Here is a 15,060-nt window from a genome sequence, read left to right as displayed (position 1 = left end):
GGGGGTGGGTCCTGTGTTTGTGGCGGGGGGGGCGCGGCGGGGGGGGGTGGTGCGGGGGGGGGGGGGGGGGGGGGGGGTGGGGGGGGGGGGGTGGGGGGGGGGGGGGGGGGGGGGGGGGGCCGCGCCCCCCCCCCCCCCCCCGCGCCCCCCCCCCCACGACCGGGGTGGCGTCAGGTGAGGGTGCCCAGCCAGGTGTCGACCGCCTTGGCCGTCGTCTCGGCGTCGGTGTCCACCAGGGTGAAGTGGTCGCCCGGCACCGTCACCTTCGCGTCCGCGCGGCTCCACGTCGAGCGCCACGAGTCGTCCGCCGGAGCTTCGCCGAAGCGGTTTTCGGGCCGCACCAGGACCGTCGGGGCCGCCACCTCGCCCAGCACCGCCGTCTCCAGCAGGCCCAGGTAGTGGGCCATCGCCGTCAGCTTGTCGCGGTCGAACGGGCCGAACTGCTCCTCACGCTCGATCATCCCGGAAGCCATGTCCGTTACCGTGTCCGCCGTCGACTCGCCGGCCGCGTCCATCTCGTAGGTGTCCAGCAGGACCACCGCCGCCGGGGCGAAGCCGGCCTTCTCCAGCCGGGCCGCCAGCGCGTACGCCAGCACCCCGCCGGACGAATACCCGAGCAGCGCGAACGGCTGGTCGCCCGCTCCGAGCCGGGCGCTCTCCTCCAGGACCTCCAGCAGCGCGTCGACGTCGGCCGGCACCGGCTCGCCCGTGCGGAACCCGGGCGTCGGCAGCGCGGACACCCCGCGCCGGCCGCGGAACCGGGCCGCGAGCTTCGCATACTGGTACTCCCCGCCCAGCGCCGCCGGCGACGGGACGGCCAGCAACCGCGGGCCGTCCGGGCCATCGGCGAGCGAGATCGGCCGCGGCACCGAGCCGAGCCCGGCGACGCCGGTGAACTTCGGCCGCAGGTTCGCCGCGGCACCCAGCAACGCGATGCCGTTCTCGACCTGGCCACCGCGGACAGCGTCGACGAACAGCTCCTTCACCGGGTCTCCGGTCGAAACGGCCGGAGCCTGAGTCAGCAGCTCCAGCAGGTGCGCGGCCAGCGCCACCGGCGTCCCGAGGTCGAACACCGCCGACGCCGCCAAGGTGACGCCGGTCGTCTCCGCGATCCGGTTCCGCAGCTTCAGCGCCGTCAGCGAGTCGAAGCCGAACTCCAGGAAGTGCGCGTCCTCGTCGATCGCGTCCGGGCCGGCGTACCCCAGCAGCCCGGCCGCCTCGGCGAGGACGAACCGCCGCACGCCTTCTTCCGTCTGTTCGAAGGAAACCGGGGCCTCGGTGCGCGGTGCGGGCAGCTCGTGGTCGCCGATCGCATGGCGTGCCTCCATGTCGACCGTGGGCCAGTAGCGGTCGCGGTGGAACGCGTAGTCCGGCAGCGACACGGTCTTCGCGGCGCGGCCGGAGAACATCCGCGTCACGTCGAGGCCGGTGCCCGTCACGTGCAGCCGGCCGGCGGCCAGCAGCACCGCGCGCACCGTCGGGAGCGCGCCCAGATCCAGGGTGTGCGTCGCCTCGACCTCCGGAACCGGGGCACCAGCCCAGTGCGCCGGATCGCGGAAGTCACCGGAGGATGCGAAGGAGACCCGCGGTTCGTCGTAGGTCAGCTCCCCCGCGATCTCCGCCAGCTCTTCGAGCAGGTCGTCTTCGAGGGGTCCCTCGGCCATCAGCTGGCCGCGGTTGGCGACGAGCTTGACGGCGTCCGCCAGGGACAGCACGCCGGCCAGGTGCGCCGCGGCGATCTCGCCCGCGCCGACGCCGGTCAGCACGTCCGGCCGCTGGCCCCAGCTTTCGAACAGCCGGGCCAGCGAGACGCCGAACGTGAACGCCGCGGCCTGCGCGAATTCGGTCCGGTCGAGCAGCTGCGCGGCCGCCGAACCCGCCTCGGCGAGCACGACGTCACGCAGCGAGCGGCCGAGGTAGGTGTCGAACCCGGCCGCCACGCGGTCGAATTCCCGGGCGAACGCGGGGAAAGCGGCGTACAGCTCGGCGCCCTGCACCCCTTCGCCGGGAAGCAGGAAGGCCGTCGTGCCACCCGGACGCGCCCGGCCGACAACGTCCAATGTGGACAAAGCGGCCCGGATCTCGTCGAGGTCGGCGCCGACGACCGCGGCGCGGTGCGAGAACAGCGGACGCCGCTGAGCCAGCGAGTAGGCCACGTCCAGCAGATCCGACGACGAGTCGAGCCGCGCGAGCAACGCCCGCGCCTGGTCCGGCAGCGCCGCGGCGGTCCGGGCCGACAGGACCAGCGGCGGCAGCACGCCACCGGCGTCCCCGGCCGGCTCGTTCGCGACGACCTCGACGGCCGGAGCCTGCTCGAGGATCACGTGCGCATTGGTCCCGCTGTACCCGAACGCCGACACGGCCGCGCGGCGCGGACGCGGGAGCTCGGGCCACGGCCGCGACTCGTCCAGGAGCCGGACGGTCCCGGCGGACCAGTCGACGTCGGCCGTCGGCTCGGCCGCGTGCAGCGTGGCGGGCAGCAGGCCGTGGCGCATCGCCTGCACCATCTTGATCACGCCGGCGACACCCGCCGCGGCCTGGGTGTGGCCGATGTTGGACTTCACCGAGCCGAGCCACAGCGGCTCGCCGGCCCGGTCCTTGCCGTAGGTGGCCAGCAGCGCGCCGGTCTCGATCCGGTCACCCAGCGGGGTGCTGGCGCCGTGGCCCTCGACGGCGTCCACTTCGGACGGTTCGAGCCCGGCGGTGGCCAGCGCCCGGCGGATCAGCCGCTCCTGGGCGGACCCGCTCGGCGCGGTGAGGCCGTTGGACGCGCCGTCGGCGTTGACGGCGCTGGACTTGACGACGGCGAGCACGTCGTGGCCGTGGCGGCGCGCGTCGGAAAGCCGCTCGACCACCAGGACGCCGACGCCTTCGCCCCAGCCGAAGCCGTCGGCCGCGGCGGAGTAGGGCTTGCAGCGGCCGTCGCGGGCCACCGCACCGTCCACGAACTGCGCGAACGGCGCCGGCGACACGAGCGCGGACACGCCGGCGACCAGCGCCAGCGAGCAGTCCCCGCCTCGCAGCGCCTGCGTGGCCTGGTGCAGCGCGACCAGCGACGACGAGCACGCGGTGTCCACCGACACGGCCGGCCCTTCCAGGCCGAACGCGTAAGCGACGCGACCCGAAACCACGCTGCTCAGCGCGCCCGACCCGCGGTAGAGCCCGCCGCCCTGGGCGAGCGCGTCACCCGGGTCGTAGTCGGTCTGCATCACGCCGACGAACACGCCGGTGGTGCTGCCCTTCAGCGAAAGCGGGTCCACGCCGGCGTTTTCGAGCGCGACCCAGGACGACTCGAGCAGCATCCGCTGCTGCGGGTCCATCATCACGGCCTCGTTGGGGCTGATGCCGAAGAACGCGGCGTCGAAGTCGGTGGCGTCGTGGACGAACCCGCCCTGCGGGGTGCCGCCGTCCGGGGCGACCTGGGGCAGCCAGTGCTCCATGTCCCACGCCCGGTCCTCCGGGAAGTCGCTGATGCCGTCGCCGCCCGCGGCGACCAGCTGCCACAGCGCGTCGGGGCTGTCGGCGCCGCCGGGGAAGCGGCAGGCCATGCCGACGATCGCGATCGGCTCGTCGTGACCGGCGCCGGCGACGATCTCTTCGGGCTCCCCGGCGTCGGCGAGGTCGCCCAGCAGCGATTCGTGCAGGTGGGCGGCCAGTTCCCCCGCGGTCGGGTGGTCGAAGACGAGCGTCGCGGTCAGGCTCAGGCCGGTGGCTTCGTTGAGCGCGTTGCGCAGCTCGACCGCGGTCAGCGAGTCGAAGCCGAGGTCCTTGAACGCGCGGTCGGCGTCGACGAGGTCGGCCGAACCGTGGCCGAGCACCGCGGCCGCGTGCTGGACCACGAGGTCGCGCAGGTGGTCGAGGCGCTTGTCCGCGGGCAGCCGGATCAGCTTGCCCAGCAGCGAGTCCGCGCCCGCCTCGCGGTCGGACACCGTCCGCCGCGCCGCCGGGACGAGGCCGCGCAACAGGTCGGGGACGCCGCCGGCGTCACGCCACGCGGGCAGGTCGAGCTTGATCGGGACGTACAGGTCACCCGCCGCGCCGACCGCGGCGTCGAACAGCGCCAGGCCCTCGTCGACGCCGAAGGCGCCGAGGCCGCGCTTGCCGTTCGTTTCGCCGGCCATGCCTGCGGCGGACTCCCACATGCCCCAGGCGAGGGAGTGCGCGGGCTTGCCCTCGGCGTTCCGCAGCGCGGCGAGCGCGTCGAGGAAGGCGTTGGCAGCGGCGTAGTTCGCCTGGCCCGGCGCGCCGAGCACGCCGGCGGCCGAGGAGAACGTGACGAACGCGGTGAGGTCGCCGGCCAGCTCGTGCAGGTGCCAGGCGGCCAGTGCCTTCGGGTCGAAGACGCCGTCGACGCGTTCGGGCGTCATCGAGGCGAGGACGCCGTCGTCGAGCACACCGGCCGCGTGCACGACCGAGTCGACCGGGTGCTTCTTCAGCAGGGCACGGACTTTCGCGCGGTTGGCGAGGTCGGCGGCCACGAGGGTCGCCGACGCGCCCAGCTCCGCCAGTTCGGCCACGAGTTCGGCCGCGCCCTCGGCGTCGGGGCCGCGGCGGCTGACGAGCACGAGGTCCGTGACGCCGTGCTGCCGCACCAAGTGCTTCGCGACGAGCTTGCCCAGCGCGCCGGTGCCGCCGGAGATCAGCACTGTGCCCCACTCGGGTGCGTCACCGGCTTCCGGCGTCGCACGGGCGAGCCGCGGCACGGTCACTTCGCCGTCCGCGATCCGGACCGCCGTCTCGTCGGCGGCGGCGATCGCGGCCAGCTGCTCCGGCGTCGCGGTGCCTTCGACGAGCACGATCCGGCCCGGGTTCTCGACCTGGGCCGAGCGGACGAGCCCGGCGACGGCGGCGCCCGCCAGGTCGCCCTGGGTCACGACGATCAGCCTGGATTCGTTACCCGCCAGGTGGTTCTTGATCTCGTTCAGTGCACTGTGGACGGCCTTCTTCGCCGCGGCCGCGGTGGTTCCCGGCGCCACCTCGTACACGGTGACGTCTTCGGTGCCCTCGGCGAGCGTGAGCGGGGCCCAGTCGATCCGGTACAGCGAGTCGGTGCTCGCGGGCACCGCGCGGGCCGCGGCCAGCTGCTCCTCGCTGATCCGGCGCAGCCCCAGCGCGCCGACGTGGGCGACGGGTGCGCCCGCCGAGTCGGCCAGCCGCAGCTCGACCGTCTGGTCCCCGGTCGGGTGGACCTGGACCCGCAGCGAGGACGCGCCCGCGGCCAGCAGCTCGACGCCGGACCACGAGTACGGCAGCGTGGTGCCCTCCCCCACGGCGCCGCTGAGCCCGATGGCGTGCAGCGTCGCGTCGAAGACCGCCGGGTGCAGGCCGAACGCTTCGGCGCCGAGCCGCTCCTGCTCGGGCAGCGCGACTTCGGCGTAGACGTCCTCGCCGAGCCGCCACGCCGCGCGCAAGCCCTGGAAGACCGGGCCGTAAGCCATGCCGGCCTCGGCCAGCAGGTCGTACATGCCCTCGATGTCGACGACCGCCGCGCCGGCCGGCGGCCACGCGCTCAGGTCGAACGCGGCGCCGGCCGTGGCGGGTTCGAGGGTGCCGTCGGCGTGCCGGGCCCAGCCGCCGGTCGCGGCGAGGTCGTCCGGTCGCGAGTGGACACTGATCTTGCGTGACCCGTCGGCGGCGGGCGTGCCGAGCCGCACCTGGATCCGCGCGGCGCCCTTTTCCGGCAGCACCAGCGGGGCGTGCAGGGTCAGGTCACGGACGCGGCCGCAGCCGGCTTCGTCGCCCGCGCGGACGGCCAGCTCGACGAACGCCGTGCCGGGCAACAGGATCGCGCCGCCGACGACGTGGTCGTTGAGCCACGGGTGGGTCGCGGCGGAGATCCGGCCGGACAGCACGACACCGTCGGCGTCGGCCAGCAGCGTGGCCGCGCCGAGCAGGGGGTGGTCGACCGGGTCGAGGCCGAGCGAGGAGAGGTCGCCGGAGTCCGACGAGACCTCGAGCCAGTAGCGCTGGTGCTGGAAGGCGTAGGTCGGTAGGTCCGCCCGGCTCGCGCCGCGGGCGGCGAAGTGCGCGGCCCAGTCCGGCACCACGCCGCGGACGTGCAGCGCGGCCAGCGCGGTGGCGAGCGCGATGTCCTCCGGGACGTCCCGGCGCTGCGCCGCGACGGCGACCGCAGTGTCCTCAGTGGACTGCGGAACGACGGCGGTCAGCGGCGCGTCCGGGCCCAGCTCGAAGAACCGGTTGACACCCTCGGCGGCCAGCGCGCGCACGGCGTCGGCGAACCGGACCGGCTGCCGGACGTTGCGCACCCAGTACTCGGGGTCGGTCAGCTCGGCCGAGACCTCCGCGCCGGTGACGCTGGAGACGACGGTCAGTTCGGGCTGCGCGTAGGTGAGCGTTTTCGCGACGGCGCGGAACTCGGCGAGCATCGGCTCCATCAGGCGCGAGTGGAACGCGTGCGAGACCTTCAGCCGCGTCGTCCGCCGTCCGGCTTCGACGAACTTGTCGCCGATCGCGATGACCGCGGCCTCTTCGCCGGACAGGACCACCGAACGCGGGCCGTTGACGGCGGCGACGTCGACCGTCCCTTGTGGATCGTGGGCGGCGACCTCCTCGGGCGTGCCTTCGACGGCGACCATCGCACCGCCGGCGGGCAACGCCTGCATCAGCCGGCCGCGGGCGGCGACGAGCTTGGCCGCGTCCGCGAGGGAAAGGACGCCGGCGCAGTGCGCGGCGGCGAGCTCGCCGATGGAGTGGCCGCACACCGCGTCCGGGATCAGGCCCCAGGACTCGACGAGCCGGAACAGCGCGACCTCGAAGGCGAACAGCGCGGCCTGCGTGTTCCCGGTCTGGGCCAGTGCTTCGGAGTCGGTGTCGATGACTTCGCGGATCGGGCGGTCGAGGTGCTGGTCGAGTTCGGCGCAGGCTTCGGCGTACGCCTCGGCGAAGCGCGGGTAGGCGGCGGCCAGCTCGCGGCCCATGCCGGGCCGCTGGGAACCCTGGCCGGAGAACAGGAACCCGATGTTCGTTTCGCCGCGGGCGACGCCGGTGAGCGCACCCGGCTCGCCGTCGGCGAACCCGCGCAGCGCGTCCCGGAGCCCGATGCGGTCGCTCGCCACGACGGCGGCGCGGTGGTCGAGGTGCGTGCGTCCGGCGGCCAGCGTGCGCGCGATGTCGAGCAGCTGCGCGGGGTTCTCGTCGAGGCCGGCGAGCAGCCGCGTGGCCTGGGCCCGCAACGCCTGCGGCGTCCGGCCGGAGAGCACGAACGGGATCGCGGCGGTGTCCCGCGGCGCCTCCTCGGCCTCTTCCGGTTCCGGGGCTTCTTCGATGATGACGTGCGCGTTGGTGCCGCTGAGGCCGAAGCACGAGACGGCGCCGCGACGCGGGTGGCCGCCCCGCTCCCAGGCGCGGCGCTCGGTGAGCAGCTCGACCTGGCCGGCGCTCCAGTCGACCTGCCGGGTCGGCTGGTCGACGTGCAGGGTCTGCGGCAGCACGCCGTTGTTCAGGGACAGCACGATCTTCAGCACGCCGGCGACGCCGGACGCGGCCTGCGTGTGGCCGACGTTGGACTTCACGGATCCCAGCCACAGCGGGGAGTTCTCGGGGCGGCCCTGGCCGTAGGTCGCGAGCAGCGCGCCGGCCTCGATCGGGTCGCCGAGCTTCGTCGCGGTGCCGTGCGCCTCGACGACGTCGACCTCGTCGGGCGTGACGCGGGCGTTGGCGAGCGCCTGGCGGATCACGCGCTGCTGGGCGGGACCGTTGGGCGCGGTCATGCCGTTGGACGCGCCGTCCTGGTTGATCGCGGTGCCGCGGACGATCGCAAGCACCGGGTGGCCGTTGCGGCGGGCGTCGGAAAGCTTTTCCACCAGCAGCATGCCGCAGCCTTCGGACCAGCCGGTGCCGTCGGCGGAGTCGGCGAAGGCGCGGCAGCGGGCGCTGCGGGCGAGCGTGCCGTCGAGGCTGAACTCGACGAAGGTGCGCGGCGTCGACATCACCGAGACGCCGCCCGCGAGCGCGAGCGAGCACTCGCCGGAGCGCAGCGCCTGCACGGCCATGTGCAGCGCCACCAGCGACGACGAGCACGCCGTGTCGATGGTGACGGCGGGACCTTCGAGGCCGAAGGTGTAGGCGAGCCGGCCGGAGATGACGCCGGAAGAGCCGTAGCTGCCCTGGTAGTTGTGGTACATCGTGCCGGCGAAGACGCCGGTCGGGCTGCCCTTCACCGAGTGCGGCGCGATGCCCGCGCGTTCGAAGGCTTCCCAGGAGGTTTCGAGCAGGAGCCGTTGCTGCGGGTCCATGAGAAGGGCTTCGCGCGGGCTGATGCCGAAGAGGTCGGCGTCGAAGTCCAAGGCGTCGTGCAGGAAACCGCCTTCGCGGACGTAGCTCGACCCCGGGCGTTCGCCGGCGGGGTCGTAGAGGCGTTCGAGGTCCCAGCCGCGGTTGGCGGGGAACTCGCCGATCGCGTCGACGCCTTCGTCGAGCAGGCGCCAGAACCGTTCCGGGGTGGTGGCGCCGCCGGGGAACCGGCACGCCATGCCGATGATCGCGATCGGTTCCCGCGCGGCTTCGGTCAGCCGCCGGTTCTTTTCGCGCAGCCGTTCGCTCTCCTTGAGGGAGGCACGGAGCGCACCGACCAGCTTGTCTTCGGAGTTGCCCACGAGTCCTCTTTCCTTCCACGTCGCCTGCGCTGGAAAGGGGGATCGCGCACCCCCACAGCAATGCGACCGACGATACGAGCGCGCCGCGGGCGCACCCACCCCTAAAGGCCCCGGATGACACGGGAACCGCGCCCCTAGGGCCGCCGCCGCCCGCCCCGCCAAGGTCCGCTTTAGACGGTCTTTAGGGGTTGTCGGTCGTGACGCGCGGATGTCAGATTTCGAGAGACATTCCGCCACTCGTGATGCCGTGCGACGGCACTTCCATCAGCACCAAGACTGGGGATCCGGTATGCACAGGAGAATTCGCAAACTGCTGGTCGTGGGAGCGCACGGCGACGACGAGACGCTCGGCGCGGGCGGCACCATCGCCCGGCTCGCCGACGAAGGCGTGTCGGTCTCGCTCTGCATCCTGACCAACGACGACGGCTCGCGCTCGGCCGACGGCGCCGGGGTCGTCAACCGCACCGCCGCGATCGAGCTGGCCGCCAAGACGCTCGGCATCGAACGCGTGCGCATCAACGAGTTCGGGGACAACCGGCTCGACACCGTCAGCCACCTCGAGCTGAACAAGGTGGTGGAGCGGGAAGTCCGCGACTTCGAGCCCGACACCATCCTCACCACCAGCATGTGCGACCTGAGCACCGACCACGCGCTGGTCAGCCGGGCCGCCCGGGTGGCGGGCCGTCCGGGCAAGGGCAGCGTCCAGGAGGTGCGGACCTTCGAGATCCGCTCCGCCACCGACGTCGGCGAGGCGTCCGGGCTGCCGGTCACCTTCCGGCCCAACTGCTGGCAGCGGCTCGAGGAGTCGCACGTCGACCGCAAGATCGAAGCCCTGCGCGCGTACGGCAAGGAGCTCGAGCCGTGGCCGCACCCCCGCAGCGAACGAGGTGTCCGCGCACTCGCCGAGTACCGCGGTTCGCAGATCTCCACCGGCCTCGCCGAGGCCTTCGAAATCGTCCGGGTCGTGCACTGACCTCCCGATCACATTCCACCGTGCAAGAGACGGGTGAACCGCAATGACGAGTACTGTCGCTGAATACGAAACCCTCGCCGAACTGAACGAACTGACCTCGGTCGCGGTGATCGGGATGGGGTACGTCGGCCTCCCCACCGCGCTCGGCCTGCACGAGAGCGGCGTCGAGGTGATCGGCATCGACCTCTCGCAGAACCGCCTCGACGCGATCCGCACCGGCGAGGTCGACCTGATCGAGGCCGACCACCGCCGGCTCGAGAAAGCCGTGCACCAGGAGGACTTCCGGCTCACCGCCGACTCGGCGCGGATGGCCGAGGCCGACGCGGTGCTGGTGTGCGTCCCGACCGGGCTCGACGAGTACCTGATGCCCGACCTCGGCCCGCTGGAGAGCGCCTGCGCGGCGCTCGTCAAGCACGCGCGGCCCGGGCAGACGCTGATCCTCACCTCCACCAGCTACGTCGGCACGTCCGGCCGGCTGCTGGTGAAACCGTTGGTGGCCAGGGGCTTCAAGATCGGCCGCGACATCTTCGTCGCGTCCAGCCCCGAGCGCATCGACCCCGGCAACGTGACGCACACGCAGCAGGAGACCCCGCGCGTGCTCGGCGGGGTCACGCCGACGTGCACCGCGATGGCGCAGCGCGTGATCAACCTGCTGACCCCGGCCGTGCACTGCGTCAGCTCGGCCGAGGCCGCCGAGCTGACCAAGCTGTACGAGAACACCTTCCGCGCGGTGAACATCGCGCTGGCGAACGAGTTCGCGGAGATCAGCGACGGCTTCGCGATCGACCCGATCGAGGTGATCGACGCGGCGGCGAGCAAGCCGTACGGTTTCATGGCGTTCCACCCCGGCCCCGGCGTCGGCGGCCACTGCATCCCGTGCGACCCGCACTACCTGCTCTGGCAGCTGCGCGCGACGCAGCACAACGCGCCGCTCGTCACCCAGGCCATGCACGCGATCGCCGAACGGCCCAAGCAGGTCGTCGACCGGATCGCGGCCACGCTGTCCCAGGACGGCAAGGGCCTGGGCGGCACCCGGGTGCTGGTGGTCGGCGTGACGTACAAGCCCGGCGTCCAGGACGTCCGGTCTTCGTCCGCTTTGGACATCATCGACCTGCTGGCGGCCCGGGGCGCGAAGGTCGGCTACCACGACCCGCTGGTGCCGAACATCCGCGTCACCGGCGGGCAGCTGGACAGCGTCGCCGAGCCGGAGGGCGGCGACTGGGACGTCGCGCTGATCCACACCGTCCAGCCCGGCCACGGCTACGACTGGCTCGGCCAGTGCCCGCTCGTGATCGACGCCACCTACCGCTTCGACCCTTCGCTCTTCGCGAACTGAGAGGAATTGACGTGCGTTACCTCATCACCGGCGGTGCCGGCTTCATCGGCTCCCACCTGACCGAGCACCTCCTGGAGCGCGGCCACGAGGTCGTCGCGCTCGACAACCTCAGCACCGGCACGCTCGACAACCTCGCCGGCTTCCGGGACAACCCGGGCTTCCGCTTCGTGCGCGGCTCGGTCACCGACCCTTCGGCCGTCGAGGCGTGCATGGCGGGGATCGACGCGATCTTCCACCTGGCGGCCGCGGTCGGCGTCTTCACCATCCTCGACAAGACGATGGAGAGCCTCCGCACCAACCTGCACGGCACCGAGACGATGCTGGACGCGGCGCTGCAGCACGACGTCCCGATCCTGGTCGCGTCCACGAGCGAGATCTACGGCAAGAACACGGCCGACGGCCTCACCGAGGACGCCGACCGGATCATCGGCTCGCCGCTGAAGAACCGCTGGTCCTACGCCGAGGCGAAGGCGCTGGACGAGACGTTCGCGTACCTGTACGCGGTGGAGCACGGCCTGCGCACGGTGATCGTCCGCCCGTTCAACACGGTCGGCCCGCGCCAGACCGGCCGCTACGGCATGGTCATCCCGCGGTTCGTCAAGCAGGCACTGGCGGGCGAGCCGATCACGGTGTTCGGCGACGGCCAGCAGACGCGCTGCTTCTGCCACGTCCACGACGTCGTGCCGGCGCTGGTGGCCCTGCTGTCCGACGAAACGGCGTACGGCAAGGTGTTCAACCTCGGCAGCAACGAGCAGACGACGATCGCGCAGCTCGCCGAGCGCGTGATCGCGGCGACGGGCTCGGCGAGCACGATCGCGAAGGTCCCGTACGAGGAGGCCTACGGCGACGGGTACGAGGACATGCAGCGCCGGATCCCGGACTGCACGCGGGCGAACCAGCAGATCGGGTTCGCCCCGACGCGCACGCTGGACGACATCATCACGGCGGTCGTCGCCGACCGCAGGGCTTCCTGACCCGGCCCCGATGTAGTGAATGACTCATTCCTGTCGCCTGGCGACAGGAATGAGTCATTCACGTCGTTTCAGCGGCGCCTCGCCGGGCCGAGCTTGCGGTACACCGTCTCCAGCAACCCCGCCGCGTCCGGCGCCGCGATCCCCAGTTTCTCCGCGATCGCGTCGATCGCCGTCGCGTCCGCGGCCAGTTCGGCGACCTTCAGCTCGGTCTCCGTCAGCAGCGCGTTCACTGCCCGCCCTCGAACTCGCCCGCCAGCGCCGCGCGGCCGGCGACCCCCAGCTTGCGGTACACCCGCGTCAGGTGCTGCTCCACCGTGCTGACCGTGATGTACAGCGTCGCCGCGATCTGGCGGTTCGTGCGGCCGTCCACGGCCAGCTCCGCCACCCTCAGCTCCGCCTCGCTCAGCACCGACGCCGACCCGGACGCCGCCGCGGGCTCCACGCGGGGCACCGGCCGGGGCGCCGACGGCGGGCGGGAGCGGCCCTGGCGGGGCACGTGCACCGGCTTCACCAGGCTGCCGCCGCGTTCCGCGCGCTGGCTCAGCTGGTTGATCGTGCGCATCGTCTTCGCCAGCTCCAGCCGGTCGCCCGACGCCTTGAAGCTCTCCGCCGCCCGGTTCAGCAGCCCGGGGCGCGCCGCCGCGTCCCCGGCGAGCGCCAGGATCCGCAGGGCGAGGCCGCGGGAGTACGCGTCGGCCGGGCCGGCGCCCGCCAGCTGCTGCTTGGCCAGCTCCATGGCGAGCGCCGTGTTGCCCAGCCCGAGGTTCGCTTCCGCGAGGTCGGCCTGCCACGGCAGGATCGTCGGGAGCTCCAGGTCCTGCTCGCGCAGGATCCGCCGGCACTGCTGCAGGTCGCTCACGGCCGCGAGGCCGCGGTTGGTCGCCAGGTGGAACTGGGCCCGGGCCCGCAGGTAGCGGACGCCGCCGAGGGTGCCCCACACCGCGTCCGGCAGCGGCTGCCGCAGCACCGCCGCCGCATCCTTGAACGCCCCGGCCGCGGTGTGCGCGATCAGCAGCGTGCCCAGCGGGTGGGCGATCGCGACGCCCCAGTTGGGCGCGTCCAGCATGCCCAGCGCCCGCGTCGCGAGCTCGACGGCACCCCCGACGTCGCCCCGGCGCAGCCGCAGGCTCGCGAGGATCGCGTCGAGCATCGCCTTCCACGTGATCGCGCCCCGGTATTCGGCTTCCTCGCTCAGCGACGTGCACCAGCCTTCGGCGCGGTCGCCCTTGTCGTCGTGGGCCAGCGCGAGGATCGCCGTGGCCAGCGCTTCCAGCGAGGTGTCCGAGAGCCGGCAGTTCTGCAGGATCCGTTCCGCGCAGGCGGAAGTCACCTCGGTGCCGCCGGTGCGCCACATCGACGCCAGCGAGTTCGCCGTGTGCAGCCAGGGATCGCCCGCGTCGGCCGTCGCCGTCGAGACGCCGTAGTGCCAGTAGCCGGCCAGGACCAGCTCGGCCGAGGTGCGCGGGTCGAGCGGTTCGACGTCGTGCTCGAGCGCGGCGAACGCGCGCTCGAAGGTGTCCCGGTCGCCGAGCCACAGCGACTGCCGCGCGAGCCCGATCCGGTCGGACCGGTCCAGCGAACCGGCCTCCCGCAACGACTTCAGGTGCGGCGCCGCGGCGGCCGGGTTGACGCGCCAGGTGATCTTGGCCAGCAGCTGGGAGATGGTCTGCCGCTCCCAGGTCGCCGTCGAGACGGAGTCGGCCAGCTTCAGGCACTTCGTGGCGAAGTCGATGTCGTCACCGAGCATCACCTGCTCCGCCGCCGCGACCAGCACGGGCAGCGCCCAGTCGGGCTGCGCCTCCCCCGCGGCGACGAGGTGCCGGGCGACGTCGGCGGGGCTGAGCCCGCGGGCGTGCTTCACCTCGGCGGCGCGGACGTGCAGCCGGGCCTTCTCGGGTCCGCGCAGCCCGCCCAGCACCGCGGCCGCGGCGGGCGGCCGGAACCGGACGCCGGCGACGAGGCCCGCGTCGGCGAGCCGCCCGGTGGACGCCTCGGCCTCCAGGGGGTCGACCCCGGCGACGATGGCGACGGCTTCGGTCGTGACATCGCTGTCCAGCACCGCGATCGCGGTCGCCACCTCACGCAGCGGCGAGCCGTAGCGCTGCAGCAGCCGTTGCACGGCTTCGGAGTACGCCGAACCGGTGTCCGCGCTGCCGCGGTGGGCGTCGATCAGGGCCCGGACCAGCAGCGGGTTCCCCGCGCTCAGCTCGTGGATCCGCTCGGGCAGGCCGTCGCCCTGCACGAGTTCGGCGATGGCCTGCACCGACAGCGGCGTCAGCTCGACGTGCCGGTGCGGCAGCGAGGTGAACGGCAGGTCGGCGTAGGACCCGTCGGCGTGGTTGAGGACCAGCAGCAGCGCGGCGGACGGCGTCCGGCGTTGCAGGCGCAGCAGGAGCCGCGCGGAGGTCTCGTCCACGTGGTGGAGGTCGTCGACGGCCACCAGCACCGCGCGTTCGCGGGCCAGCCGGTGCAGTGCGCCGCACAGCCCGGCGATCCGGTCGTCGACACCGTCGGCGGCCGGCAGATCGGTCAGCGACGGCGGCAGCAGCGGGCTGGCGAGCAGCTGGTCGAGCACCCCGCCGTCCACATCGCGTTCGTCGGCGGCACCGGACGCGGTCAGCGTCACGATGCCGAGTTCCTTGGCCCGCACCACCAGCTGGTGCTGCAGGTGTGTCTTCCCGCTGGCCGGGCCTCCCCCGACCAGCACCGTTTCGCCGACGCCGGTGTCGCATTCGATCAGCAGGTCCTCGAGAAAAGCCAAGGCCCCATGCGGATTGTCTCGGCGGTTCTGCCCCCAGATCACGCCCATCGCAAGCTCCTCGAAGCAGGCGGTTGTCTTCCTGCCCTGACGACGTTCGCAGCAGGCGCCTAAGCAGGGCCAACAGCGATCTAAAGTCACCCAACGGAGTGAATCGGACACAGTTTTTTTGGGGGGTGGTTGGTTGATCTCGGGGGCGCGGGGATCGCTGTGCAGCGCGCTCCGGTCGAGGCGGGTGCCGCCCGATCGCGCGAGGGTCGAGCGCGGCGCTCGCGGCGCCCGGCGGCCGAACCCGCCGCCGCACGTGCGGGCCGATCGCGTGGTCGGGGAGCGGCGCCCGGCCGGCCCGGTCCGGAGCGAGCGCCCGGCGTCAAGCACCCGCCATAGGGGTTGCCACGACCCGG

At 73.1% G+C, this 15,060-nt stretch carries 5 protein-coding genes and 1 pseudogene; 3 read left to right on the top strand and 3 right to left on the bottom strand.

Annotated elements, in window-relative coordinates:
* Positions 1–170 precede the first annotated feature (170 nt).
* Positions 171–8,615, bottom strand: a pseudogene (locus ACIQWX_RS44875) (SDR family NAD(P)-dependent oxidoreductase); the annotation flags it as partial.
* Positions 8,616–8,904: 289 nt separating this feature from the next.
* Between ACIQWX_RS44875 and ACIQWX_RS44870 the strand changes: the two are divergent.
* Genes ACIQWX_RS44870 through ACIQWX_RS44860 form a run of 3 tightly spaced genes read left to right on the top strand, consistent with a single transcriptional unit; the run spans position 8,905 to position 11,898 of the window.
* On the top strand, positions 8,905–9,588 hold the full coding sequence (locus tag ACIQWX_RS44870; protein WP_400884874.1) for a PIG-L deacetylase family protein: 684 nt from the start codon (positions 8,905–8,907) through the stop codon (positions 9,586–9,588).
* A 43-nt stretch (positions 9,589–9,631) separates the two neighbouring features.
* On the top strand, positions 9,632–10,924 hold the full coding sequence (locus ACIQWX_RS44865; protein ID WP_400884871.1) for a nucleotide sugar dehydrogenase: 1,293 nt from the start codon (positions 9,632–9,634) through the stop codon (positions 10,922–10,924).
* Positions 10,925–10,935: 11 nt separating this feature from the next.
* Entirely contained in the window at positions 10,936–11,898 is a 963-nt protein-coding gene (locus tag ACIQWX_RS44860; RefSeq protein ID WP_400884869.1) for an NAD-dependent epimerase/dehydratase family protein, read from the top strand.
* A 68-nt stretch (positions 11,899–11,966) separates the two neighbouring features.
* Here ACIQWX_RS44860 and ACIQWX_RS44855 read toward each other — a convergent pair whose 3' ends face one another.
* Together ACIQWX_RS44855 and ACIQWX_RS44850 are read right to left on the bottom strand one after the other, a co-directional pair.
* A complete protein-coding gene (locus ACIQWX_RS44855; RefSeq protein WP_400884867.1) occupies positions 11,967–12,128 on the bottom strand; it encodes a hypothetical protein in 162 nt (53 codons plus the stop codon).
* A complete protein-coding gene (locus ACIQWX_RS44850) occupies positions 12,125–14,707 on the bottom strand; it encodes a LuxR C-terminal-related transcriptional regulator (RefSeq protein ID WP_400884866.1) in 2,583 nt (860 codons plus the stop codon). Before ACIQWX_RS44850 ends, ACIQWX_RS44855 begins: the two co-directional genes overlap by 4 nt.
* Positions 14,708–15,060 lie beyond the last annotated feature (353 nt).

It is taken from the genome of Amycolatopsis sp. NPDC098790, assembly GCF_044759945.1.
Taxonomy (GTDB): domain Bacteria; phylum Actinomycetota; class Actinomycetes; order Mycobacteriales; family Pseudonocardiaceae; genus Amycolatopsis.
Note: the sequence above shows the minus strand (reverse complement) of the source record. Positions and strands in the feature narration are given on the sequence as shown.